The sequence below is a fragment of the Actinoplanes sp. NPDC020271 genome, assembly GCF_044388125.1.
Lineage (GTDB): Bacteria > Actinomycetota > Actinomycetes > Mycobacteriales > Micromonosporaceae > Actinoplanes.
The window spans coordinates 421,165-442,648 of the sequence record NZ_JBIRWQ010000006.1 but is presented as its reverse complement, the minus strand read 5'-3'; the positions used below and the strand labels follow the sequence as shown (position 1 = coordinate 442,648).

The window sequence follows — 21,484 nt, the reverse complement described above, 5'->3', positions numbered from 1 at the left end:
CCGCCGTAGAGGCCGAGGACAGTCACCTGCACACCGCTGAGCCCTGGTCGAACACCGCGCCGGCTCCAGCACGACCCACCGTCACGTGGCCGGGTGCTCGTGTGAGGACTCGACGAAACGCCGGATCGCGGCGGCCGTCTCAGCGCCGGCGGTGGACACGACGTTGTGGGCGGCTCCACCGATGGTCACTGTCGTCGCTCGGGACAGGCTGCCGGCCATCCGGTCGAGCCAGGCCTGCGGGGCGATCGGGTCCTTGCTGCCGCGAAGGAGCAGGACCGGCACGTGGATCGCCGTGAGTTTGCCGTAGATGTCGTCGGTGACCGCGTGGTGCAGGGTCGCGAGGATGCGACGCGCGCCGGCTTCCCGGACGTCGCGGGCGAGAATGGTCGTCTGCCGTATGTCCTCGTGCGGCAGATCGTGCAGCAGGCGCCGGGCCTGAGCCCACGCGGTAGCAGCGGACGAGTCGGTGGTGGGTCCGGTGAGAACGAGAGCGACGACGAGATCCGGGCGTCGTAGGGCCAGCTCGACGGCGACCTGGCAGCCGAAGGAATTGCCGAGCAGCCGCACAGGCCCGATGCCGAGCCGGTCGATCAGATCGGCGATCGTCCCGGCGTGCGCACCGACGTCCAGCACGGTCGCCGGCTTGCCGGACAATCCGAAGCCGGCCAGGTCCGGGACGTACACCGAGCCTGGTGCGAGTCGGCGTGCGGTCGGCATCAGATAACGGTGTGACACCGCAAGACCGTGCAACAGCATCCAGGACGTCGCGGCCGGGTCGCCCGGGCGCTCGCGTACGTGCAGCAGAAGACTGTTGATGTCGTGCGTGCGGCTGACGAAACCGTCCGCTTCGGCGGGCGCGGCCAAAGCTGCGCGGCGGTCCCGGGCACCGAGGCGACCCGGCCGGCTCGTGCGTGTCCGGATGGCGATGGTGAGGCTCCCTGGGTCAGACGTGGAGCAGTCCTGCGGGCCCGCAGGACTGTCACCCTTGCCGAAGAAACGCTGTGGTCACCGCGGTCAGCTCCCGCGTCGCAGGAACGCCACTCTCAGCGACATGTCGATGTACGAGAATCGGCGACCGGTGCCCGGCGACGTCGCGCTGCGCGCAGCGAGGCTCCCACGACATGCAGGTGGTGCAGCGCCTGCCGATAGGACGTGATCAGGCTTGTTTCCTCGTACGGGACGCCGACCTGCTGGCAGTACTCCCGCACGATGGGTTGCGCTTTGGACAGGTTCGGGGTGGGCATCGCCGGGAACAGGTGATGCTCGATCTGATAGTTCAGTCCGCCGAGCGCCAGGTCGGTCAGCCGGCCGCCCTTGACGTTGCGGGAGGTCAGCACCTGCTTGCGCAGATAGTCCTCGTCGCCGGTCGGGTGCGGCATGCCCTTGTGGTTGGGAGCGAACGTCATACCCAGGTACATCCCGAAGACGGCGTGGTGCACGAGGAAGAACACGAGTGCCTGCAGCGGGGAGAGCACCAGCAGCAGCGCGGCCGCGTAGGCGGTCAGGTGCAACGCCATGAGCCCGGCTTCCAGACCGCGGGCCTTCATGCCCGGGTGTCGCAGCGCCTTGATGCTGGAGATGCGCAGGTCGATGCTGAGCAGCGTCAACAGGGGGAAGAACAGCCCGGCCTGGTGGCGATTGACGAAACCCTTGATCCCGCGCCGGCCCCACGCTGACTCGGTGGCCCAGATCAGCAGCTCGGGTTGCACGTCCGGGTCCAGTTCGTCGTGGTTGGGGTTGTTGTGGTGGCGGGTGTGCTTCTCCATCCACCAGCCGTAACTCATCCCGACGGCGACGTTCGCCGCGATCCGGCCCGCTGCTTGGCTGGGCCTCTTCGTCCGGAAGACCTGCCGGTGCGCCACATCGTGCGCCAGCAGCGCTACCTGCGAGAACACCACCCCGAGCAGGGCCGCCACGGCGACGTTCCACCAGGACGAGCCGATCAGGAAGAACGCGGCCCAACTACCCGCGAACATCACGGTCACGACACTCATCCGTACGGCATAGTGGGCGGGTTGCCGCTCGAGCAGACCTGCGTCGACGATCTGACGGTTCAACCGGGCGAAGTCACTGCCGGCGGTCTTCGGGCGTGGGATGATCGATGCGCTCATGGCGCGACTCCTCGGAACTTGCCTGCTGAGCAACGGATCCGGTGCGGCAGAAGTGGCTTGATAACAGGCCGCGGAGTCTGGACGGCCACCGCGTCACCGGTAGAGCGAGATCGCGGTCATCGATGGGTACCCGTGAGCTGAAGTCGCAAACGGGTCGCCGCCGAGGGGCTACGCCGGGCCCGGTGGACACGCCGAAGAGATACGCGTGGTGCACGTACTGTCGTCGGGAACTGCATGGTGAGCAACGAGGTGGCTGCCGCCGCCAGCAGTATCCGGTCGGTAGCTGTCCGGGACGTCGGCGGCAATGTCCGACTGGTCGAGTCCGATGTTGAGCAGACCACCATTGCGGGGTTTGCGAGTATTCCTGCGGGGCACTTCCAGGACGGGTAGCCCAGCTCTACACCTTCAGCAGGCCGCCGGCGCGTCCCCGCAGCGGTGCCTGTGGGCGTCGACCTCGATGAAAAGTCCGGATCGGCGGGATGTCACCTATGTCGAGGAACTCATCGGCCCGAACACCGTCACCACCATGCCGCGTGCCACGGTCGAGGCGTTCCTGGACCACGGCAAGGTCGATGACACGCTGACTCGCGACGTCGACGAGGCGCGGCGGGTGTTCGAGCGTTTCGCCGAGGCCGGTATCGACTACGACGACATCACCGCGGTGCTGGAACGCGAACGCGTCGACGCGTTCGTCGCCTGGTTCGACGAGCTTTTCGAGGGCATCGCCGGTAAACGGGCCGAGCTCGTCCAATCCTGACCGGCACGCCCCTCTCACCCCGTAGTAAGGACATCGACATGACTCAGATCCACCACCTCGACCGGCAGGTCACCGCCCCGGTCGCCGACGCCGTGGGCTGGGACGCGCTCGATGTCCGGGCCGTGGACACGGCCCGGTTGCTGGCCGCCGACGCGGTGCAGAAGGTCGGCAACGGCCATCCGGGTACGGCGATGAGCCTCGCGCCGCTGGCGTACCTGCTGTTCCACGACGTCATGCGGCACGACCCGAACGACGACCAGTGGCTGGGCCGCGACCGGTTCGTGCTGTCGGCCGGGCACACCAGCCTCACCCTGTACACCCAGCTGTACCTCAGTGGCTACGGTCTGGAACTGGACGACCTGCGCGCGTTGCGGACCTGGGGTTCCGCCACGCCGGGACACCCGGAGTTCCGGCACACCCGCGGGGTCGAGATCACCACCGGGCCGCTCGGCCAGGGTGTGGCCAGCGCGGTCGGCATGGCCATGGCGGCCCGCCGTGAGCGTGGCCTGCTCGACCCGGACGCCGCACCGGGTGCGAGCCCGTTCGACCACCACGTGTACGTCATCGCCTCCGACGGCGACCTCATGGAGGGCGTCACCGCCGAGGCCAGCTCCCTGGCCGGGCACCAGCAACTGGGCAACCTGGTGGTGTTCTACGACGCCAACCACATCTCCATCGAGGACGACACCGACATCTCGTTCACCGAGGACGTCACCGCCCGCTACGCCGCCTACGGCTGGCACGTACAGACCGTCGACTGGACCCGCACCGGCGCGTACATCGAGGACATCGATGCCCTGCACGCCGCGATCGAGGCGGCCAAGGCCGACACCGGCCGGCCGTCACTGATCAAGCTGCGCACCGTCATCGGCTGGCCCGCCCCGACCCTGCAGAACAGCGGCAAGGCGCACGGATCCGCCCTCGGCGCCGACGAGATCGCCGCCACTAAGCGGCTGCTCGGCTTCGACCCTGACGCCGCGTTCACCGTCGAGGACGACGTGCTGAACCACGCCCGTGCGGTCGTCGCGCGCGGGGCCCGCGTACACCAGGAATGGTTGCCGGGTTTCGACGCCTGGCGGATCGCCCACCCGGACCGGGCCGCCCTGCTGGACCGGCTGCTCAAGCGGCAGCTGCCCGACGGCTGGGAGGCGGCCCTGCCGACCTTCGCACCCGACACCAAGGGCATGGCGACCCGCAAGGCGTCCGGGGAGATCCTGTCCGCGCTCGCGCCGGTGCTGCCGGAGCTGTGGGGCGGTTCGGCCGACCTGGCCGAGAGCAACAACACCACCATGACCGGCGAACCGTCGTTCATCCCGACCGAGCGGCAGACCCGCAACTGGTCCGGTGGCCCGTACGGCCGGACGCTGCACTTCGGCATCCGCGAGCACGCCATGGGCTCGATCCTCAACGGCATCGCCCTGCAGAGCCTGACCCGCCCGTACGGTGGCACGTTCCTGGTCTTCAGCGACTACATGCGCCCCGCCGTACGGCTGGCCGCGCTCATGCAGCTACCCGCCACCTACGTGTGGACCCACGATTCCATCGGCCTCGGCGAGGACGGCCCCACCCACCAGCCCGTCGAGCACCTCGCCGCGCTGCGGGCCATCCCCGGCCTGGACGTCGTCCGGCCCGGTGACGCCAACGAGACCGCGGTCTGCTGGCGTACGGTCCTGGAGCACACCGACCGGCCCGCCGGCATGATCCTCACCCGGCAGAACCTGCCCGTGCTCGACCGTGGCCCCGGCGGGTACACCGCCGCGGACGGTGCGGCCCGCGGCGGCTACGTCCTGGCCGGCGCGGACGACGAAGCCGACGTGCTGCTGATCGCCACCGGCTCAGAGGTGCAGATCGCCCTGGACGCGCGGGACGAGCTGGCCGGCGAGGGCATCTCCGCCCGGGTGGTCTCGATGCCGTGCCGGGAATGGTTCGCCCAGCAGCCCCTGTCGTACCGCGACGAGGTCCTGCCGCCCACCCAGCGCGCCCGCGTCAGTGTCGAGGCCGGCATCGGCCAGGGCTGGCGCGACATCGTCGGCGACGCCGGACGCATCATCAGCCTCGAACACTTCGGCGCCTCCGCCGACTATCAACGCCTCTACCAGGAATTCGGCATCACTGCCGGAGCCGTCGCCCAGGCAGCCCGCGACAGCATCCGGGCCACCACCGGCTCGGTCCGCCCCGGCGGCGATCAGCCGACCGCCTCCCCGACCACAGGTGGCACGGGCGACCGACCGAAGTGACGCCCGTCCTGTTTGGAAGGCCCGCACCGGGCATCCAGTCATTGACGACAACAAATGATGATTGCTTTCCGGAGTTTCCCGCATCAACCACGTGCCGCCACAGCGGTACGGCGGTCCCCGCATAAAACAGCTCCAGGAGACATACATGTCCAGCACCACCTCCAACCGCACCGACACCACTACGAACGGCGCGGTGCGCCGCCGTTCGACCGAGACCAAGGCCACGTTCAAGACCACCGAGTTCATCGCCTACGTGGTCATCACGGTGGCCGTGCTCATCGCCTCCCTGGTGGTCGACGGTAACGGCAACGGTGACAACGGTTCCGGTGGCGACTACTTCCGCGCCGACCGCGCCTGGTTCTACGTCGTGCTGCTGACCATCGGTTACCTGGTCAGCCGGGGCCTGTCCAAGTCCGGCAGCCGCCAGCACGCCGACGCCTGACAGCACTGACGACCGCCGCCGACCCCACGCGGGTCGGCGGCGGTCGCTTTTTCCCCGACTGCGAAGGTGTCAGCCCGACGCTGCGCGCCGCACGCTGCCCGGCGCACCCACCGTCGTCGCCGGCCTGGCCCAGATCCGCGCCCGCTCAACCTGCGCGCTGAGTGCGGTGTCAGCAGTCGCACCCGGCCTGCTCGCCCCGGGCCGACGCGGATGCACAAGCCCCAGTAGTGGCGAGTGGACAGCCACCGGGGTCTCGAGTGACACCCTCATTGTACGCACACCCGGTGCCGGCCCGGTTTGCTCCGGCCGTCGCCGTAACGGCCGATCGACGCCTCGATGGCAACACGTCCGCGGCCGCATCCCGCACGGGACGAGAGAGACAGCGACGGCCCACGGCGACGACCGCGAACAGGCGTAGAGTCAGTTCAGTCGCTCGAGACCCTGGTGGCGTGCAGCAACTGTCCCGGACGTGTCGACGTTCCCCGCAGCCGCGGAGATCGCTGCGCTCATGTCGCAAATGGTTCTCGGAATCTGATCTGCGCCTTCGGCCCGCGACGGCCTCGTACTGATGCCGTCGCCATGGCCGTGGTCCGGCAGTCGAGTTCCCTCGCCGCCCAGACGAAACGGCGGTGACGGCACTCCAGGCCGGCGCAGGTGGAGTACGCCGAGGGCTGCACCGCTACGCCACGGCAGGATGAGGTGTCATTCGACAATGCCCGCAACCCATGACCGCGCCGCACCGCCATACACCCGGCGACAGCGAGGTACCCGGCCTGTGCAACAGATCGCCGTGATCCGGCGCGGCACCTACGTATATCCGGGACTCACCGCGTGCCAGGTGTCACGATGATCATCGATCGCAGGCTGCGCCTCTGGACGATGGTCGTCGAACTCTCCCACGGCCGCGGCGCCACTATCGACAACGTGGGCGCGGTGATGCTCGCCACCGCCGGGATCGACGCCGCCGCCATCGTGGTAGCTCTCACCACGACGCCCCGGGAAACGCTGTACACCAGCGATGTGCTGGCCGAGGCGCTGGAAGACCTGACCATGACGATCGGCGAAGGGCCCAGCGTGGAGGCGATCGCCGACGGGCCGTCACTGATCGCCGACCTGCGCGACCCGCAGTACCTCACCCGCTGGCCGGCCTTCGCACCAGCGGCGATCGGCTGCGGCATCCAGGCGGTCTTCGCGCTGCCCCTGCGTGTCGGCGGGATCCGGCTCGGAGTCATGGACCTTTACCGGCGAGTGCCCGGCGCCCTCGAGGGAGAACCACTGGCCGACGCGTTGATGTTGACAGATCTGGCATGCGCCCTGTTACTGGACACCGCCGACGCCGACCGGTCAGGCCGGGACGAGCCGCCCGAACGGACCGCGCTGCAGCATCCCGAGGTCCACCAGGCAACCGGGATGATCACCGCGCAGCTCGGGGTGAGCGCCGCCGTGGCCCTCGTCAGACTCCGCGCACACGCCTACACCGTCGACCGGGCTCTGCGCGACGTCGCCACCGACGTCGTCACGCGCGTCCTCCGCTTCGACCCCGACGAGAGCACCGATGCCACCGGCATCTGACAGCCGCGCCCTGCCGCCGGCAGGCCGGCCCGAAGCTGTGACCAACCGATCGACCGATCGACCCAAGGCATGACGAGGGTGAATGACGTGGCCGAGACCCACCTGGCAGATGTGTTCGTAGAACTGTCCGACACGCTTGTCGACGACTTCGACATGATCGAATTCCTGCACGGCCTCACCGAACACTGCGTGGAGTTGCTGGGCGTCTCCGCCGCCGGGCTGCTGCTCGCCGATGGCCAAGGCACCCTGCAACTGGTCGCCGCCTCGTCCGCGCGCACCCGGCTGCTGGAACTGTTCCAGCTGCAGGCCGACCAAGGCCCCTGCCTGGACTGCTACCACAGCGCAGCACCGGTATCGGTCCCCGATCTCCCTCGATCCGGCCGGTGGCCCCGGTTCACCGCGGCCGCCGCGGAAGTCGGCTTCGCCGCCGTGCACGCGCTCCCGATGCGCCTGCGAACCACCGTCATCGGTGCCCTCAATCTCTTCGACACCGCACCGGGCGAACTCGCCCCGGAAAAACTGCGCATCGGTCAAGCCATGGCCGACGTCGCCACGATCGGACTGCTGCAGCAACGCGCCATCCAGGACGGGAACATCCTCACCCAGCAACTGCAGAACGCGCTGAACAGCCGGATCCTGATCGAACAGGCCAAGGGCGTACTCGCTGAACGACTCCAGATCAGCATGGAGGACGCGTTCACGACCATGCGCAACGGCGCCCGCAACCAGAACCAGCGCCTCGTCGCGCTCGCCGAGACGATCATCAGCGGATCCGACCGGACCGCCCGGCCGTCTCCCGGCACCTCCGCATGATCTGCCCACCGCCGCTGCGGCTGAGACCCACAGCGGCTGTACCCGAGGCGTAGACATCTGCCGTCACCCCGGCCAGCAGTACCGCGAACGAAGTCGACCCGCCGACTGTGGCCGCGGAGGCGTGCCGGGCCGCCCGTCGTGAAAGACATGCCGGCGACCGACGCGACATCAGTGCCCGAACGCTGCCACGGTGAAGGAGAAGAGAGCGGCGGCGAGCAACACGCCCCCCGTGGCCGCGCCCACGACGGCGCTCAGGGTGATCGATCGGGACCGGGCCACCGGGACGGCCACCACGGCGGCCACCGTGACCAGCGCGGCCACCACGTGGACGGCCGGATACCGGATCAGCGACGCCACCGGGAACAGGTGCAGCCCGACCACGAACGCGATCCAGCCCGGCATCCATTCACGGTGATGCCGTACCGCGAGCACTGCAGCTCCGAACGCGGCCGCTACGACCTCTACGCCCACGACGATGCCGAACGTACGGCTGGTGTCGGCGTCGAAGACGGTCCCGTCATGCCAGTGTCGCCAGGCCAGCAGCGCGCCTGCCACCAGCGCCGCGTAGGACACGACCGTGCCGGTGATGAGCGGCTTACGCCAGGCGGGCGGTGGAGCCTCCTGAGCCCAACCGAACCAACTGGAGGCGAAGAAACCGAACACCGCTGCGGTCACCGCGATGTCACGAAGGCGCTCGGCGAACATGTACCTCTCCCCCATTCAGCCCCGCCGTCGTCAACATCGCCGCCCTCATCTGATCGGTGCGTCAGGTGACTCGGCTGACGGAACGGGTCCCGATGGTGAGGTCGAGGGTGACGGGCAGGTCGGGGCGGTCGAGGGCGTGGCGGACGTGCGCGAGGGCCTCGTCCTCGATGTGCTGCCGGACGGCAGCGATGTCCGCGTCTCCCCTGGTGCGTATGGTGATCGCGAGCCGGGGATCGGTGCGGCTCCCGTAGATCCGGGCGTGGCTGAGCTCGACCCCCCGGTAGGAGTCGAGCTCAGCGGTGAGGGCGCCGGTGAGAGCGCCGGCGTCCAGTGCGGTCGGTCCGTCGGATCGGTCGACGGCGATGATGATGTCCCCCGCACGTGCGGATGGGGTCAGTACGGCGATCGCCCAGCGCAGCGCGAGGACGGCCACTGCCACGCCGCAGAGCGCAGCCACCGGCCAGAACCAGACGCTGTTGTCGCCGAGGTACCGGGCGATCCGGTTGTCGGTCAGGTAACTGCCGGCGAGGTGCGGGTCGAAGACATCGGTGCCGGCGAGGATCCCGGCGGCGCCGGCGGCGAGCAGGGCTGCGCCGAGCAGGGTGAGCAGGGCTCGGCTGGTGCGGTCGGCGTGCATCATCGCTCCCGGGTGGTGACCTGTACCGACAACGTCGGCGGACGGATCAGGTGCAGCGCGTCGAGCTGTCGCCGGGCCGTGTCGGTCAGGGTCGTGCGTAGCCGGCCCGTGCCGGAGCCACCGGCGCGGGTGGTGACGCGGATTCGGGTACGTCGTCGCCCGACGGTCACCTGGGCCCGGCCTACGCCGTCGACGTTGGTGACGGCGCGCTGCAGGCTGTGCGCGAGGCCGCGGCGGGTAATCGCGGCGTCGGTGGCCGGGTCGGCGGCGGCAATCGGCAGCCGGGCCGGGCGTCGCGGTTTGACCTGAGCGACGAGCAGCAGCAACCCGGCGATCACCAAAACGACGCTGAGCAGTACGACGGGGGCTGCTCCCCAGGTGGTCCGGGCTGCCCAGCGGTAGACGCCGGGCCAGTTCAGGACCACGGGCGGGTGGTGGACGCGGTACGCGATCACTTCGATCACCGCGATGGACGCGGCGAGAACCGCGCCGGCAGCGAGCAGGAGCGCCAGGAGACGGTTGACGATTCTCACGGTTGCCGGCCTTCGACAGCGGCGGGGACGGTGATCAGTCCGGCGACGGTGATCCGGATCTCGGCGGCGGTCAGCCCGGTCAGTTCACGGATCCGGCTACGAACGTGGTCGCGTACCTCGGTGGTGATCTGACCGATGGAAGCCGGCCAGCGGACGCTGATGGCCAGGTCCAGGTAGACGACGTCGCCGTCGACGTCCGCGCTGGTCTTGGGTGCCTGGCGCAGACCGGTGCGGCGGATTCCGAGGTGCCCGGCGCCGGGCATCGCGTGACCGAAGACCCGCGGCGCGGCCCCACCGGCGTCCGGGATCTCGAGGACGGCCTGGGAGGTGATCTTCTCGACGACCCGGTCGGCGATGACGATGCGTCCGAGTTCGGCGATGCCGACCGCCTCCGGGTCGCGGGGCCGTCGGGCGGTGACGGTCATCGGTGGCTCCGCCGATCCAGCAGGTAGCCGCGGAGGTCGTACTCGCCGGCTGAGACCCGGGCGACGGCGAAGCCGATACCGCCGAACAAGGCGACGATGAGCATCTGCCCGAGACTGCCGAAGGCCAGCGCGAAGCCCAACGCCAAGCCGACCGCAGTGCCCAGGAATGCACGATTCATGATTTTCTCTTTTCCGGACGTTCCATCACGGTGATGCCGGAGTGGCAGGCGGGTCTTCGATGTCGGCGACGACCACGTCGATGCGGTGCAGCGAGGCGACCGCCGCGACCGCGTACCGGACCTGCGCGGCCAGCTCGGTGGCGGGTTCCCACCGGCTGCGGACCTGGATCAGGACCGTGCCGGCGGTGACGGCGATGCCGTCGATCCGCCGGCCCGGCAGGTAGGTGGCCGCACCGGAAGGCGGCCCTGCGACCAGGCCCGCCACGGCCGGGCAGCCGCGCACCGCGGCGGCGACGAGGTCGACGTCGACCCCGTCGACGATCGCGTCGTACGGTCCAGCCGCGGCGGTGACGGTCATGAGACGCGGGACTCGGGACGGTCCTCGGGAGCTTCGGGCATGTGGACGTCGTCGACGCTGACGTTGACCTCGACGACGTTGAGCCCGGTCATCCGCTCGATCGAGGTCTTGACGTTGCGCTGGATGCTGCGGCCGAGGTCGGCGATGCTGATGCCGTACTGGACCACGATGTCCAGGTCGATCGCCGCTTCGGTCTCGCCGACCTCGACGCCGACGCCCTGGGCGACGTTCGGGCCGTTGCTGCCCGGGATACGTTCCCGGATGGCGCCGAACGCGCGGGTGCTGCCGCCGCCCATCGCATGGACTCCGGACACCTCGCGGCAGGCGATGCCGGCGATCTTCTGCACGACGTTCTCGGCAATGACGATCTTGCCGTCGGTGGTGCTCAGCCGGCTCTGCCGGGGCAGAACGGCCGCGGTGGCGGTACTGCGCGCCGGCGTCGTCGGTGTGGTCGGCTCGGTGCTGGTCAGGGTTGAAGTCATCGGGACACGTGCTCCTCAGGTATACGGCGCCATCCAGCGCCTGTGATGCCGGGCAGCGTCAATCGCTGCGCTTTCTGTGCTGCTATCCGGTTCGGACGCCTCTGCGTGTGATCTGGCGCGGAGCCGCCGCACGACGGCGTACCGCTGCTGCGGCCGGCCAGTCGTGACCAGGCTCAGCCGGACCCGAACCAGATCGGCGGACAATGCCGGCTGGCCGGCGCTCACCACCATGCCGAAATTAAGCCGGACAAAGAGTCTGATCAACGGCTCATCACGCGGCTCACGACACCCCAGCAGCGCATCAACGGTGAACTGGAGCACCGGATCGCCGGGGACCGGAGCGACATCATCAGCGTACGCCTGATCGGCTCTTTCGGCGCAAGGCATATGTGTCACCTCGCGGCATCTGTCGGCCGGCCCGTGACCGACACGCCGGGCTCCGGGCGAACGGCCGGGTTTCCACAACGCAGCGCGCACCGGTAACGTCACCGTGCCACCCCGGACCCCGGTGTCATCGATGTCGCACAAGTCGATGAATCGAGGTCTCTTCCGTGAGGGGTAGGTCGTGTCCTCGATGCGAGCGGTCCGGTGGGCCGGCGGTCGAGGGGGCAGCCGGCCCACCGGTCATGGTCATGCCACCGTCGCTCCGAGGAGTATCAGGCCCGCGTGGAGCAGGCGGTTTCTCGCGCGTACCACCGAAGTGTCTTCCGCCTACGGCGAAGGATCGTGGGTGACGCGGAAAACCGGGTATTGCGCGGCCACCCGGTCGAAGTCCGGCGCCTGCCCGCCGACGACCATGTGGGGGCGGGCTCCGGGAGCGAGCGCGAAATAGCGGCGCAGGATCGGGGCACGCGCTCCGACATCAACGTCCGTCAACCGGACGTTCTCACGTTTCCGTGGTGGATGACGGCATGACCGCCGGCCGCTCGCACGTTGGCCACCCAGTTGGCCGTCGCACCCAGCATCGACACGAGATAGCGCTCGCCCTCGTGATCCGCGACGACGACCGGGAACGTCACGGGCTTGCCGCTTCGTCGTCCCCGAACTTCCAATGTCACCCAGTTGTCCGGTGCCAGCCTCCCACTACGGAACTGCAGGGCGGATATCCGGTTCAGGATGCGGGCCAGCCGATTGGGACGGCCATGCTGATACATCCACCGAGCGAAGTGATCACGTACAGCCATCAGAGGGTCTCTCTCTTGCCGGTGTGGCAACGGCGGCTTCGCCGAGGTGTGTCAGGCGAGCATCTTGTGTGACCGGCCCCGGACCGTTGCCGGCCCACCCAGCCTGCCACCGCGGTGTCGCTGCGGCCTGCCGCGAGGGTGACAGCGCCGGCCGTGCATTGCGCCGAGCCCGCTGACGGCACTCGGCCGGGCGCCGCGAACAGGCGTAGGGTCAAGATGTCGCCCTGGACCCCGGTGGCCTGGTACTTGGCCGCTGTGTGCGTTCGGTTGTCTTCGCCGTCGCAGCGATCAGGTGCATTTCGCACGCAAACCGTTCTCGGGTACGACTATCCGGCTGTGGCCGGAGTCAGGATCCCCATGTGGTCCCTGTGGATCACCCTTCTCGTCCCGTTCGCCTCGGCGTTGCACGCCGGGCGGGTCGTCACAGCAGCACGAGCGAGGAGTGCTGTTCCGGCCCGGCAAGGGCATCGCCGTCCGGAAGGCCGGCCTCACCTGATGACCGCGACACGCACCCTCCCCGCGGTCACCGTGCTCGGCTCGGTCGGCCGGCGGTGTGTACGGCACGCACCCAGCCCGGTCGTCGTCCCGTAGCCACATCGAGCGGGATCGCCACCACGCGCGTGCCTCGCGAGTCACCCGCAGCAGCCGGCCGGTGCGGTCCGCCGAACCTCCCACCACAGTCGAACCCACCACCTCGAAAGGTCAGCGATGAGCACCGAAGCCGGAGCCGCGGTCGTCGTAGGCGCGGACGGATCTGCAAGCAGCCTTACCGCCGTACGGGCGGCCGCCACCGAGGCCGTCGAACGGGGGCGACCGCTGCGTATCGTGCACGCCTTCATCTGGGCCGAACTCAGCGGCCCCGACGGCGGCACCGTCTACGGACCGCACGACTCACGCATGCGAGCCGACGCCGCACACATCCTGGCCACATCCCTCGCCGAAGCGGAGAAGGCCGCACCCGGCGTCGACGCGACCACAGCCCTGGTCGACGGGAACCCGGCACCCGTGCTGCTGGGCGAGTCCCGCGACGCCGTGCTCCTGGTGATCGGCGACCGGGGACTGGACGGATTCCGCAGCCTGCTGCTGGGCTCCGTCGCCCTTCATCTGACGACTCATGCCGCCTGCCCCGTCCTGGTGGTGCGCGGCCGGGACAACGCCACCGGGCCGGTCGTCGTCGGTGTCGACGGCTCCGCGGGATCCGCAGCCGCCGTCGGATTCGCCATCGAGCAAGCGGCGCGGCGAAAGACCGGCCTCACCGCTGTTCGCGCATGGGATGCCCTAGACGTCTGGGGACAGAAGGACACCATGCCCCTCGTGTCCGAGCCGGGTGGCCTCGAAGCTGAGGAGCACCGTGTGCTGAGCGAGTCGCTGGCCGGCTGGGGGCAGCGGTATCCGGAGGTGACCATTCAGCAGGAAACCGTTCGCGGGCGGCCCGCGGCGGTCCTGATCGACCATTCACAGCACGCTCAATTGCTGGTGACCGGCGACCGGGGGCGTGGCGGTTTCACCGGGCTGCTCCTGGGGTCCGTCACCCAGACCGTGCTCCACCACGCCGTCTGCCCCGTGGCGGTAGTGCCATCAGAATCGACACTGCGAGGACGCCTCTCATGGACATCGACGCGCTGACCCACCCGACCGACCCGCAACTCGCCACCGGCGCCCTGGCCGAAGCGGCAGCCGCCGCCGGGTACGCCCCGTCGATCCACAACACCCAACCCTGGCGGTGGCGGCTCACCGGCACCACTCTGGATCTCCGGCTCGCACCCACCCGGGTCCTGCAGGTCACCGACCCCGACGGACGGCTGGCGACGGTCAGCTGCGGCGTCGCCCTGCACCACGCCCGCGTCGCCCTCAGCGCCCAGGGCCGACACGCCACCGTGACCCGTATGCCCGACAACACCGACCCGGAACTGCTCGCCCGGCTCCAGCTCGACGGCAGGACACCGGTCGATCCCGCAGCGGTCCTTCACCTGCGGACCATCCCGTTGCGGTACACCGACCGCCGCCCGGCCGCCGGCACACCCCTCGACCCGGACGGGCTCGCCGCCATCACCGCCGCCGTCGAGACACAGGACACCCACCTGCACACGCTGCGACCCGACCAGGTCCTCGAACTGGCCGCCGCCACCGACCACGCCCAGAGCAGTGCGGCCGCAGACCCGGCCTGGCAGAACGAACTCGCCCAGTGGACCGGCCCCGCCCGCCCAGCCGGCACCGGGATCCCGGACGCCGTCATCCCCAACCACGCCACGCAGACCACGGTGCCGGGCCGCGACTTCGGCCACCACGGTGACCTGCCCGTCGGCGGCGGGCACGACGAAATGGCGGTGTTCGTCCTGCTCTACGGCAACGCCGACGGACCCCTCGCCTGGCTGCGGGCCGGCGAAGCGCTGTCCGCGGGCTGGCTCACCGCCACCGAACGCGGCATCGCGGTGGTACCGCACAGCGCCCCCATCGAAGTGATCGCCGCCCGCCAGGCGATACGCGCGATGATCGCCAGCATCGGCCACCCCTACCTGGTCCTCCGCCTCAGCGGCGTCAACTCCGCCGGCACCGGGGCGGCGCACACCCCCCGGCTTCCCACCGGGCAGATCATCGAGCACGCCTGAGAGCCGCCATCACGGCTGTCGCGAAGGGCGGGCGGATCCGGACGCTGGCCGGTGCCGGGCGAAGACATTCCGGCATCCGGGTCATGCCTCGTCTGCCCCGCCCGCCTGTTGTAGTAAGAGGTACGTATGACGAGCGAGCCCGGTCGTGTCGACCGGTTTCAGCGTGAACATGCCTGGGCGAGCTTCCCGCTGGCGGTGTTGTACAAATTCTTCGACGACGAGGGCAACTACCTCGCCGCGCTGATCGCCTACTACGCGTTCGTCTCGATGTTCCCCTTACTGCTGCTTTCCACGACGATCCTGGGTTACGTCCTGTCGGGCAATCCCGATCTGCAGCACCGCATTCTCACCTCCGCGTTGAGCGAGTTCCCGATCGTGGGCGATCAGTTGCAGGAGCCGTCCCGGATCGGCGGCGGTGCGGCCGGTCTGGTCATCGGCGTTCTCGGAGCGCTCTACGGCGGTCTCGGGGTGGCGCAAGCCGTGCAGTACGCGATGAACACCACCTGGCGGATCCCCCGCAACAAGCGGCCCAACCCGGTCAAGGCCCGCGGTCGGAGCCTGCTTCTGCTGGGCATCGCCGGGCTGGCTGTCATCGGGACCACCACGCTTTCCGCCTTCGGCAGCGGCAGCGCTGGATCACTGGGCGGCGTACTGAAGATTCTCCTGCTCGTAGCGGCGATCCTCATCAACGCGATGATCTTTATTGTGGCCTTCCGGCTCGCAACCGCCCGGCACCTGTCCATGGCCGACGTCGCTCCCGGCGCGATCGGCGCTGCGGTGGTCTGGCAATTGCTGCAGACCTTCGGAGTGGCCTACGTCGAGCACGTGGTCAAGGGCGCCAGCGCCACCAACGGAGTGTTCGCATTGGTACTGGGCCTACTCGCCTTCTTCTACATCACCGCGGTCGCGATAGTCCTGTGCGCCGAAATCAACGTCGTCCGCGTCGAGCGGCTCTATCCCCGCGCCCTGCTCACCCCGTTCACCGACAACGTCGAACTCACCAGCGGCGACACCCGCGCCTACACCGACCAAGCCGTCTCACAACGCAGCAAAGGCTTCGAAAACATCGACGTCACCTTCGACAAGCCCGCTCCCACCGTCGAGGACCAGGACAACTCGACCCCTGGGGCGGAGACACGTCAACGTGTTGATCCACCGCCATCCATGGGGCGCCCGGTCCGGCCGGCCGAACACACACAGCCCGATCGACCGTCGAACAAGTAGACCGGCCGAGCGCTCAGAACTCCTAGCCCAGGGAACGTCGCTCGTTCACCCGGCGGCACCGAGTACGACACTCCCGACCACCTCCAACTCGTCACGACACGGCGCCGCGACTTCGACAGTCGTCCGCTTACTGTCACCTCGGCCACGAGCGCCGCCACGGCACAAGCGGCCAACCTCGCCGCCCGTATCGCCGCGGACCACCCCCGGATGTGGCCGGAAACGATCCGGGCTCTGATCGCACATTCCGCCGAGTGGACACCGGCCATGCTCAACAGATTCGATGCGAGCAAGAACAAGACCGAAACGCTGGCCCTGCTGCGCCGCTATGGCATGGGAGTGCCCGATCTTCAGCGAGCAACCCGCAGCGCGACCGATGCACTCACGCTCGTCGTCGAGGACACTATCCGTCCCTTCAGCCAAGGCCGCATGCGCGAAATGCACCTGCACGACCTGCCGTGGCCGGTCGATGTTCTGGAACAGCTCGGCGAAACGCAGGTCCGGCTCCGCATCACGTTGTCGTACTTTATCGACCCCAACCCCGCCAACCGAGGTTGGCGACGCCGATACAGCTACGCGTCGCATCTGCTGCGCTTCGGTGTCCGCCGGCCCCACGAGTTCCTCGACAGCTTCCGCAAACGACTCAACGCACTCGCGCTCGCCGAAGAAGATCGCCGTCCGGTCAGCGCGCCCGACACCGGATGGACCCTCGGCCCGAAAGCACGCAACTCAGGCTCGCTGCACTCGGATATCTGGCAAGGATCCGCAGTAGACCTCGCCAGCCGCGGCGCGATCGCGATCTTCCCCGTCAGCGGCTGGTGGAAGGAAAACTCCGCTCGTGACCGTAGCGAGCAAGGAGTGCGCTACTCGCTGGTCATCTCCATCGAAACTCCCGGACTGGATGTCGACGCTTGGACTCCGGTGGCCCAGCAAGTCGGAATCCCGCTCTCCGTTCACGTGTAGCCGACATCCCGACGAGGACCGTGATTACCGCCGCGCCAACCAGCACCGGCATGTGAACTTGACTCGAGGCAGCTCAGCTTGATCATGCAGACCGGGGAGCCACTGATCGGACGAATTATTCGATGTCGGCCGTCCGCGCCTGGGCAGCTATCGCTGCAAGCGAGCCCCGTTCGGCGACGAACCAGCGATCCAAACCGTTGCCTCTGGCCGGCACCTTGTCCGTGACCTGGCTGAGCATGTGCTTGATCAAATCGGTCGGTACATATTGTTTGCCGTCGAAGGCCCACACGAGTGGCCGGGCGCGGTCGTTAACCCAGCTGGCCCGGTTGCGCGACTCGTCATCCTTTAGCCACGATGAGAGCAGTTTCCGCTGAGCGGCCGTAGGGCGGAACTCGACCGTCGTGCCGTCGGCGATCAAGCCACGGTTGACGATGATGTCGATGGCGGTGGTCCTACGGTATTTCTGCGGTGGCTGTGGGGCGTCGTCGGCTGATCTGAGGTGGTGCAAGGCCGTCTGCACTAACGTGCGGACGCGATTTTCGCTCTTGAACATCGATTGGGCGTATGCCGTGGGCAGATGCTCGTCAACCGCCGCGATCAGCCAGTGCAGCGCGCGTCGGGTCATTTCGGGTACCTCGGGAAGCGTCGTCTGCTCCCAGCGGACATCCGCGTTCGCGATGTCCTTCGCGTTCATCTGGTGGAAGACCAGGTGCGCCACGGCCAGGTCGCCGTGCCGCGCTATCTGGGCGCCTCGGCCGTCCATCTGCTCGCCCAGAGATTCCAGCGTGCCGCCTACCGCGCGCAGCGTGCACACTGAACGCCAGACGCGGTAGGCGTCGACGTTGGGGTTGAACAGCCGTGGGTAGATGCTCTTCGGTCCGGTTTCGAACAGCGCGTCGGGGTTCTGTTTGGCACGAGTGATCGTCTCGATGTCGGGGTCCGCACAGGCCAGGGCGAGCGCGGCTTCTTGCAGGGTGCAGCCTGCGTCATGTTCAGGCGGCTTCTCCCCGCGCTTGGCAACGTAGGAGAGCCCGAGAGACTGGGCGAACTCGTCCCGCAGCCGGAGTCTGTGACCGAGAGAGAGCTGACCAGAGCCGTTGAAGGGCTCGGGTTCTCTCTCGACGCCGCAGACGACGCCTGGCAACGAGCAAAACCGGTCCTGCGATCCGACGCGCACATCGCTGCGCACGGACGTCGCTACCGGTGGAGCGACCAACCGATCGACCCCCATGCCGCGCTGCGCAGCCTGGACCCGGAAGGCGCTCTGCAACGACTGCTCAAGGGACGTTTGAGTGAACCGCAAAAGCAGGCGCTGGTCGAGGCGATCCGGGCCGGGTTCAAATAGCGACCGGCTCATCGAGCCGCGAAAAACCTGCCGCCCAGCTCACTCAAAGCCGCTCCAACAGTCCGGTCTGGCGGCGCGACTTGGTCGCGCCGCCAGACTCGTTCCCGGTCAGTCGTATTCGCCGACCAGAGCATCACCGGCAAGATTGATCACAGGCAGGGTGCCGGGCAACGCGAGGGGGTGCGGTTCACCGGTCAGTCCGGCGAGCGCCGTCGCGATCTCCTGCAAGGTTGCCTTCACGTACCGGGCGGTGGTGCCGGCGTCGTTCGGGGTTTCGGCGTGGCCGGCGTAAGCGAGCGCGACGGCATACCCGTAGACCCGCTCAACCCACGTCAGTGTCGTGTGCCGGAGCCAGTGCGCGGAGATCATCTGCACCCTGACCCACGGCAACAGCTCACCAACACGACTGAACAGGTAGTCGTAGCGGCGCCGGCCGACCGGCTTACCACTGCGATACCGCAACAGCACCCCATCGGTCGGCGAGCCACGCTCGAGAGCGTGCTGTCGCAGGAACGCCATCAGCGTTGGTGACACCGGCTGCCACCGGAACGTCTCCCCTTTCTCCCGCAACAACACCAGACACTGCTCGACATCCAGATCCACCGGGCGCAGTCCGAGCAGGCCGCCGCGGCGGCGGGCCGTCTCGATATGGAACCGCAGGATCAGCGAGTCGAGCTCCGGATCATTGCCCGACGAACCGGCCGCCGCGGTCAACTCCGCGAGACGGTCGTCGGCCAGCGCGGAACGGGTCGAGGTGAGCCGAGCAGGTTTCGGCACTTTCCGGGCCGGATTAGCGCCCTCGGCGATGTGCCCGTCCGCGACCGCCCGCTTGTAGAAGCAACGCATCGCCGAGATGAAATGCTCCGCCGCGCTACGCCCACCCCGGTTGTTGCGCCGGCGTAAGGCGTTGGCCTGGATCTCGCGCATCGCGACCTCGATCTCCGACGGGATCACCGAGTCGATGCGCCGATCCGCCCACCGGTCGACGGCCTTGGCCCAATAGGTGCTGTACATGCGCTGCGACCCGGGGCCGACGGCTGCGGCGACGATGGGTACGTACACGGCGAACGTCGGCACCGGCACACCCGACGCGGTCGTGTTCAGCAGATCCTCGGGCGTGATCCCCATCTGCTGCAGCAACATCATCGCCGCCTGCAACACCTCAGGCTTACCCGCCGCGCTCACGCGCCACCGCCCAGAACTGCCGCGTGCAGATCCGCGGTGAGATGGCCGAGCAAGGCGGCCGGGTGCACGAGCAGTACCTGCCGGCGCGGGAAGCCAGCCAGCAGCACTCGCTCCGGGACGTCGATCCGGCACGCCTGGCGCACCCGCGCCGGCACGCTCACCTGGCACCGCTCGCCGAGCCTACGCATCCGCTGCCCAGCACCAGGCGCCATCACGATCAGACCCTCGCGGACATCGAACCCGACCTGGAGGCCGGGCCTCCAGCCGAGACTGGCCATGATGAGCTTGTCGATGATCCGGCCCGTGTGATCCATCGCCGAGAACCCGAAGACGACATCGCGGCGCGGCAGCTCCGCAACCGTAGGTAGCGGCAACGGCTTGCGCAACAGCGGGCCCCGGCCGGCTTCCCGCCGTTGTCCTTGCCGGTCCGGCAGGGTCAGCCGGCGAACCAGGGGCGGCAGCGGAACCGACCTCACCACCGCAACCACCAGCCAAAACGCCGGGCCGCCGGGCACCGCACGGATGCTGTGCACGCGTGGTCTAGTGTGACCCTGTTACCAAAAGGGGCATAGAGTGTCAGATGCGCCATATGGGGGTGAGAGTCCCCCTCCGGACACAAACTAAATCCCGACGGTGCGTGCTGAGATCAACATCAGCCCGCACCGTTTTGGTTTCCGGGATGTACATCAGTCGTAGATCCATTTCCTGGTAGATCTCGGCCTTGTCCTCCGGGCTGGCATACCGCAGGACGGCTCCGATGTCTCCGAGCGAGTCGACGAGCGCGCGAACTTCAACGACCCCCATACGAGGTGCCGGTTCGGGAACCTCCGTGATCCGCCGCTCCAGCCGCGCTCGTTCGGCCTGTGTCTCCGTGATCCAGTCCGTGACGACCGCCGGGTCGGCGCCGGCTTCGAGGGCCGCCCGGTGCTGCCCGAGAAGAAGCCAGGATCTCGACCGAGCAGGCCGCGGAGGCCATCGACGTCACGGCCAGCACGCTGCGCCGCATCGAGGGCGGCAAGGCCGGCATCAAGGGACCTGCCCTGACAGCGTTACTGGCCAAGTACGGCGTGGACGACGAAGAACTGCGGGAGACCCTGCTGTCGATGGCTCGCGAGGGCAAGGCGCGGGGCTGGTGGGCGAAGTTCAGTGACCTGCCGCAGGTCTACCGCCAGTACATCGGCCTCGAATCAGCAGCCGAGGAGATCCAGGACTTCCAGACGATCGTGGTCCCCGGCCTTCTCCAGACCGAGGCCTACGCCCGAGCCATAACCAGTTCGGGAGCACGGAAACCCACCCCGGAGGCGGTAGAGCAGAACGTCACGGTGCGGATGGAACGTCAGAAGCTCGTGACCGAGGGAAAGCTGCGGCTCGTCGCCGTCATGGACGAGGCTGTTCTCCATCGCCAGATCGGCGGACCCGAGGTCATGCACGAACAGCTCTCGGCGATGCCGGAACTGGCTAAGCTCCGAAACGTCACGCTCCAGGTGATCCCCCTCAAGGAGGGCGCCTACGCCTCGATGCTGTCCAGCTTCGCCTTACTCAACCTGCCCGCCGGTCCGAACGTGGTCTACATCGAGGGCTTGACCGGAGACCTCTACGCTGAAGGTGATGAGGTGCAACGTTGTCTGGCTGTAATGAACGAGCTGCGGGCATCCGCGTTGTCGCCCAGCGGGTCGCTTGAGATGATCAAGCACATCCGCGACACGGACCACCAGCAATAGGAGTT

The 21,484-nt window shown here is 68.4% G+C and carries 24 protein-coding genes and 2 pseudogenes; 11 read left to right on the top strand and 15 right to left on the bottom strand.

From position 1 onward, the window contains the following. Nucleotides 1–81 precede the first annotated feature (81 nt). Entirely contained in the window at nt 82–756 is a 675-nt protein-coding gene (locus ACH442_RS17210) for an alpha/beta fold hydrolase (protein WP_396339020.1), read from the bottom strand. Nucleotides 757–1,043: 287 nt separating this feature from the next. Further along, on the bottom strand, nt 1,044–2,111 hold the full coding sequence (locus tag ACH442_RS17205; RefSeq protein WP_396338983.1) for a fatty acid desaturase family protein: 1,068 nt from the start codon (nt 2,109–2,111) through the stop codon (nt 1,044–1,046). Between the two features lie 304 nt (nt 2,112–2,415). Between ACH442_RS17205 and ACH442_RS17200 the strand changes: the two genes are divergently transcribed. From ACH442_RS17200 to ACH442_RS17180, 5 genes are all read left to right on the top strand, one after another. Then, on the top strand, nt 2,416–2,868 hold the full coding sequence (locus ACH442_RS17200) for a transaldolase family protein (protein WP_396338982.1): 453 nt from the start codon (nt 2,416–2,418) through the stop codon (nt 2,866–2,868). Nucleotides 2,869–2,906: 38 nt separating this feature from the next. Beyond that, nucleotides 2,907–5,105, top strand: coding sequence for a transketolase (gene tkt / locus ACH442_RS17195; RefSeq protein ID WP_396338981.1), 2,199 nt, complete (start codon nt 2,907–2,909; stop codon nt 5,103–5,105). A gap of 145 nt (nt 5,106–5,250) precedes the next feature. Beyond that, on the top strand, nt 5,251–5,547 hold the full coding sequence (locus tag ACH442_RS17190; protein ID WP_396338980.1) for a hypothetical protein: 297 nt from the start codon (nt 5,251–5,253) through the stop codon (nt 5,545–5,547). Between the two features lie 846 nt (nt 5,548–6,393). Further along, on the top strand, nt 6,394–7,119 hold the full coding sequence (locus ACH442_RS17185) for an ANTAR domain-containing protein (protein WP_396338979.1): 726 nt from the start codon (nt 6,394–6,396) through the stop codon (nt 7,117–7,119). Between the two features lie 87 nt (nt 7,120–7,206). Further along, the gene (locus tag ACH442_RS17180) at nt 7,207–7,932 is read left to right on the top strand and encodes an ANTAR domain-containing protein (protein WP_396338978.1); all 726 of its coding nucleotides are present in this window, start codon (nt 7,207–7,209) and stop codon (nt 7,930–7,932) included. 168 nt (nt 7,933–8,100) lie between these two features. Here the strand turns inward: ACH442_RS17180 and ACH442_RS17175 are convergent, their stop codons facing one another. From ACH442_RS17175 to ACH442_RS17130, 10 genes are all read right to left on the bottom strand, one after another. Continuing rightward, the gene (locus ACH442_RS17175) at nt 8,101–8,637 is read right to left on the bottom strand and encodes a hypothetical protein (RefSeq protein WP_396338977.1); all 537 of its coding nucleotides are present in this window, start codon (nt 8,635–8,637) and stop codon (nt 8,101–8,103) included. A gap of 61 nt (nt 8,638–8,698) precedes the next feature. Then, nucleotides 8,699–9,277 (bottom strand): hypothetical protein, encoded by a 579-nt coding sequence (locus ACH442_RS17170; RefSeq protein ID WP_396338976.1) that lies wholly within the window; start codon nt 9,275–9,277, stop codon nt 8,699–8,701. Beyond that, nucleotides 9,274–9,807 carry a DUF6286 domain-containing protein gene (locus ACH442_RS17165; RefSeq protein ID WP_396338975.1) on the bottom strand — a complete coding sequence of 178 codons (534 nt, stop codon included), beginning with the start codon at nt 9,805–9,807 and terminating at the stop codon, nt 9,274–9,276. The genes ACH442_RS17170 and ACH442_RS17165 overlap by 4 nt, the downstream gene beginning before the upstream one ends. After that, nucleotides 9,804–10,232, bottom strand: a complete 429-nt coding sequence (locus tag ACH442_RS17160) for an Asp23/Gls24 family envelope stress response protein (protein WP_396338974.1) — start codon at nt 10,230–10,232, stop codon at nt 9,804–9,806. The genes ACH442_RS17165 and ACH442_RS17160 overlap by 4 nt, the downstream gene beginning before the upstream one ends. Beyond that, a complete protein-coding gene (locus ACH442_RS17155; RefSeq protein WP_396338973.1) occupies nt 10,229–10,411 on the bottom strand; it encodes a hypothetical protein in 183 nt (60 codons plus the stop codon). The genes ACH442_RS17160 and ACH442_RS17155 overlap by 4 nt, the downstream gene beginning before the upstream one ends. Before the next feature lie 25 nt (nt 10,412–10,436). Then, nucleotides 10,437–10,769 (bottom strand): hypothetical protein, encoded by a 333-nt coding sequence (locus tag ACH442_RS17150; RefSeq protein WP_396338972.1) that lies wholly within the window; start codon nt 10,767–10,769, stop codon nt 10,437–10,439. Next, nucleotides 10,766–11,251, bottom strand: coding sequence for an Asp23/Gls24 family envelope stress response protein (locus ACH442_RS17145; protein ID WP_396338971.1), 486 nt, complete (start codon nt 11,249–11,251; stop codon nt 10,766–10,768). The genes ACH442_RS17150 and ACH442_RS17145 overlap by 4 nt, the downstream gene beginning before the upstream one ends. Before the next feature lie 15 nt (nt 11,252–11,266). Then, nucleotides 11,267–11,638: a hypothetical protein gene (locus ACH442_RS17140; protein ID WP_396338970.1), complete on the bottom strand. Its 372-nt coding sequence runs from the start codon at nt 11,636–11,638 to the stop codon at nt 11,267–11,269. 324 nt (nt 11,639–11,962) lie between these two features. After that, nucleotides 11,963–12,127 (bottom strand): hypothetical protein, encoded by a 165-nt coding sequence (locus tag ACH442_RS17135; RefSeq protein WP_396338969.1) that lies wholly within the window; start codon nt 12,125–12,127, stop codon nt 11,963–11,965. Beyond that, nucleotides 12,124–12,405: a nitroreductase/quinone reductase family protein gene (locus ACH442_RS17130; protein WP_396338968.1), complete on the bottom strand. Its 282-nt coding sequence runs from the start codon at nt 12,403–12,405 to the stop codon at nt 12,124–12,126. The genes ACH442_RS17135 and ACH442_RS17130 overlap by 4 nt, the downstream gene beginning before the upstream one ends. A 738-nt stretch (nt 12,406–13,143) precedes the next feature. Here ACH442_RS17130 and ACH442_RS17125 point away from each other — a divergent pair. The 4 genes and pseudogenes from ACH442_RS17125 to ACH442_RS17110 all read left to right on the top strand — a co-directional run. Beyond that, entirely contained in the window at nt 13,144–14,061 is a 918-nt protein-coding gene (locus tag ACH442_RS17125; RefSeq protein WP_396338967.1) for a universal stress protein, read from the top strand. Then, nucleotides 14,043–15,044 carry an Acg family FMN-binding oxidoreductase gene (locus ACH442_RS17120; RefSeq protein WP_396338966.1) on the top strand — a complete coding sequence of 334 codons (1,002 nt, stop codon included), beginning with the start codon at nt 14,043–14,045 and terminating at the stop codon, nt 15,042–15,044. The genes ACH442_RS17125 and ACH442_RS17120 overlap by 19 nt, the downstream gene beginning before the upstream one ends. A 126-nt stretch (nt 15,045–15,170) precedes the next feature. After that, nucleotides 15,171–16,268 (top strand): YihY/virulence factor BrkB family protein, encoded by a 1,098-nt coding sequence (locus ACH442_RS17115; protein WP_396338965.1) that lies wholly within the window; start codon nt 15,171–15,173, stop codon nt 16,266–16,268. A 60-nt stretch (nt 16,269–16,328) separates the two neighbouring features. Next, nucleotides 16,329–17,228 (top strand): annotated as a pseudogene (locus ACH442_RS17110) (S8 family serine peptidase); the annotation flags it as partial. 115 nt (nt 17,229–17,343) lie between these two features. On the opposite strand, the gene ACH442_RS17105 reads toward ACH442_RS17110, so the two are convergent. The 3 genes from ACH442_RS17105 to ACH442_RS17095 form a co-directional block, all read right to left on the bottom strand. After that, nucleotides 17,344–18,585 (bottom strand): hypothetical protein, encoded by a 1,242-nt coding sequence (locus ACH442_RS17105; protein WP_396338964.1) that lies wholly within the window; start codon nt 18,583–18,585, stop codon nt 17,344–17,346. Between the two features lie 96 nt (nt 18,586–18,681). After that, the gene (locus tag ACH442_RS17100) at nt 18,682–19,758 is read right to left on the bottom strand and encodes a tyrosine-type recombinase/integrase (RefSeq protein ID WP_396338963.1); all 1,077 of its coding nucleotides are present in this window, start codon (nt 19,756–19,758) and stop codon (nt 18,682–18,684) included. Then, nucleotides 19,755–20,273 (bottom strand): hypothetical protein, encoded by a 519-nt coding sequence (locus ACH442_RS17095; RefSeq protein ID WP_396338962.1) that lies wholly within the window; start codon nt 20,271–20,273, stop codon nt 19,755–19,757. The genes ACH442_RS17100 and ACH442_RS17095 overlap by 4 nt, the downstream gene beginning before the upstream one ends. Before the next feature lie 423 nt (nt 20,274–20,696). Between ACH442_RS17095 and ACH442_RS17090 the strand changes: the two are divergent. Together ACH442_RS17090 and ACH442_RS17085 are read left to right on the top strand one after the other, a co-directional pair. Further along, a pseudogene (locus ACH442_RS17090) lies at nt 20,697–20,837 on the top strand (helix-turn-helix domain-containing protein); the annotation flags it as partial. A 24-nt stretch (nt 20,838–20,861) separates the two neighbouring features. Further along, a complete protein-coding gene (locus ACH442_RS17085) occupies nt 20,862–21,479 on the top strand; it encodes a DUF5753 domain-containing protein (protein ID WP_396339019.1) in 618 nt (205 codons plus the stop codon). Nucleotides 21,480–21,484: the final 5 nt, after the last annotated feature.

What these genes read in the sequence shown, in the direction of transcription:
- ACH442_RS17210 (WP_396339020.1), bottom strand. Translation starts at nt 756, where the DNA reads ATGCTGTTGCACGGTCTTGCGGTGTCACACCGTTATCTGATGCCGACC.
- ACH442_RS17205 (WP_396338983.1), bottom strand. Translation starts at nt 2,111, where the DNA reads ATGAGCGCATCGATCATCCCACGCCCGAAGACCGCCGGCAGTGACTTC.
- ACH442_RS17200 (WP_396338982.1), top strand. Translation starts at nt 2,416, where the DNA reads ATGTCCGACTGGTCGAGTCCGATGTTGAGCAGACCACCATTGCGGGGT.
- tkt (WP_396338981.1), top strand. Translation starts at nt 2,907, where the DNA reads ATGACTCAGATCCACCACCTCGACCGGCAGGTCACCGCCCCGGTCGCC.
- ACH442_RS17190 (WP_396338980.1), top strand. Translation starts at nt 5,251, where the DNA reads ATGTCCAGCACCACCTCCAACCGCACCGACACCACTACGAACGGCGCG.
- ACH442_RS17185 (WP_396338979.1), top strand. Translation starts at nt 6,394, where the DNA reads ATGATCATCGATCGCAGGCTGCGCCTCTGGACGATGGTCGTCGAACTC.
- ACH442_RS17175 (WP_396338977.1), bottom strand. Translation starts at nt 8,637, where the DNA reads ATGTTCGCCGAGCGCCTTCGTGACATCGCGGTGACCGCAGCGGTGTTC.
- ACH442_RS17170 (WP_396338976.1), bottom strand. Translation starts at nt 9,277, where the DNA reads ATGATGCACGCCGACCGCACCAGCCGAGCCCTGCTCACCCTGCTCGGC.
- ACH442_RS17160 (WP_396338974.1), bottom strand. Translation starts at nt 10,232, where the DNA reads ATGACCGTCACCGCCCGACGGCCCCGCGACCCGGAGGCGGTCGGCATC.
- ACH442_RS17155 (WP_396338973.1), bottom strand. Translation starts at nt 10,411, where the DNA reads ATGAATCGTGCATTCCTGGGCACTGCGGTCGGCTTGGCGTTGGGCTTC.
- ACH442_RS17150 (WP_396338972.1), bottom strand. Translation starts at nt 10,769, where the DNA reads ATGACCGTCACCGCCGCGGCTGGACCGTACGACGCGATCGTCGACGGG.
- ACH442_RS17145 (WP_396338971.1), bottom strand. Translation starts at nt 11,251, where the DNA reads ATGACTTCAACCCTGACCAGCACCGAGCCGACCACACCGACGACGCCG.
- ACH442_RS17140 (WP_396338970.1), bottom strand. Translation starts at nt 11,638, where the DNA reads ATGCCTTGCGCCGAAAGAGCCGATCAGGCGTACGCTGATGATGTCGCT.
- ACH442_RS17130 (WP_396338968.1), bottom strand. Translation starts at nt 12,405, where the DNA reads ATGTATCAGCATGGCCGTCCCAATCGGCTGGCCCGCATCCTGAACCGG.
- ACH442_RS17125 (WP_396338967.1), top strand. Translation starts at nt 13,144, where the DNA reads ATGAGCACCGAAGCCGGAGCCGCGGTCGTCGTAGGCGCGGACGGATCT.
- ACH442_RS17120 (WP_396338966.1), top strand. Translation starts at nt 14,043, where the DNA reads ATGGACATCGACGCGCTGACCCACCCGACCGACCCGCAACTCGCCACC.
- ACH442_RS17115 (WP_396338965.1), top strand. Translation starts at nt 15,171, where the DNA reads ATGACGAGCGAGCCCGGTCGTGTCGACCGGTTTCAGCGTGAACATGCC.
- ACH442_RS17105 (WP_396338964.1), bottom strand. Translation starts at nt 18,585, where the DNA reads ATGAGCCGGTCGCTATTTGAACCCGGCCCGGATCGCCTCGACCAGCGC.
- ACH442_RS17085 (WP_396339019.1), top strand. Translation starts at nt 20,862, where the DNA reads ATGGCTCGCGAGGGCAAGGCGCGGGGCTGGTGGGCGAAGTTCAGTGAC.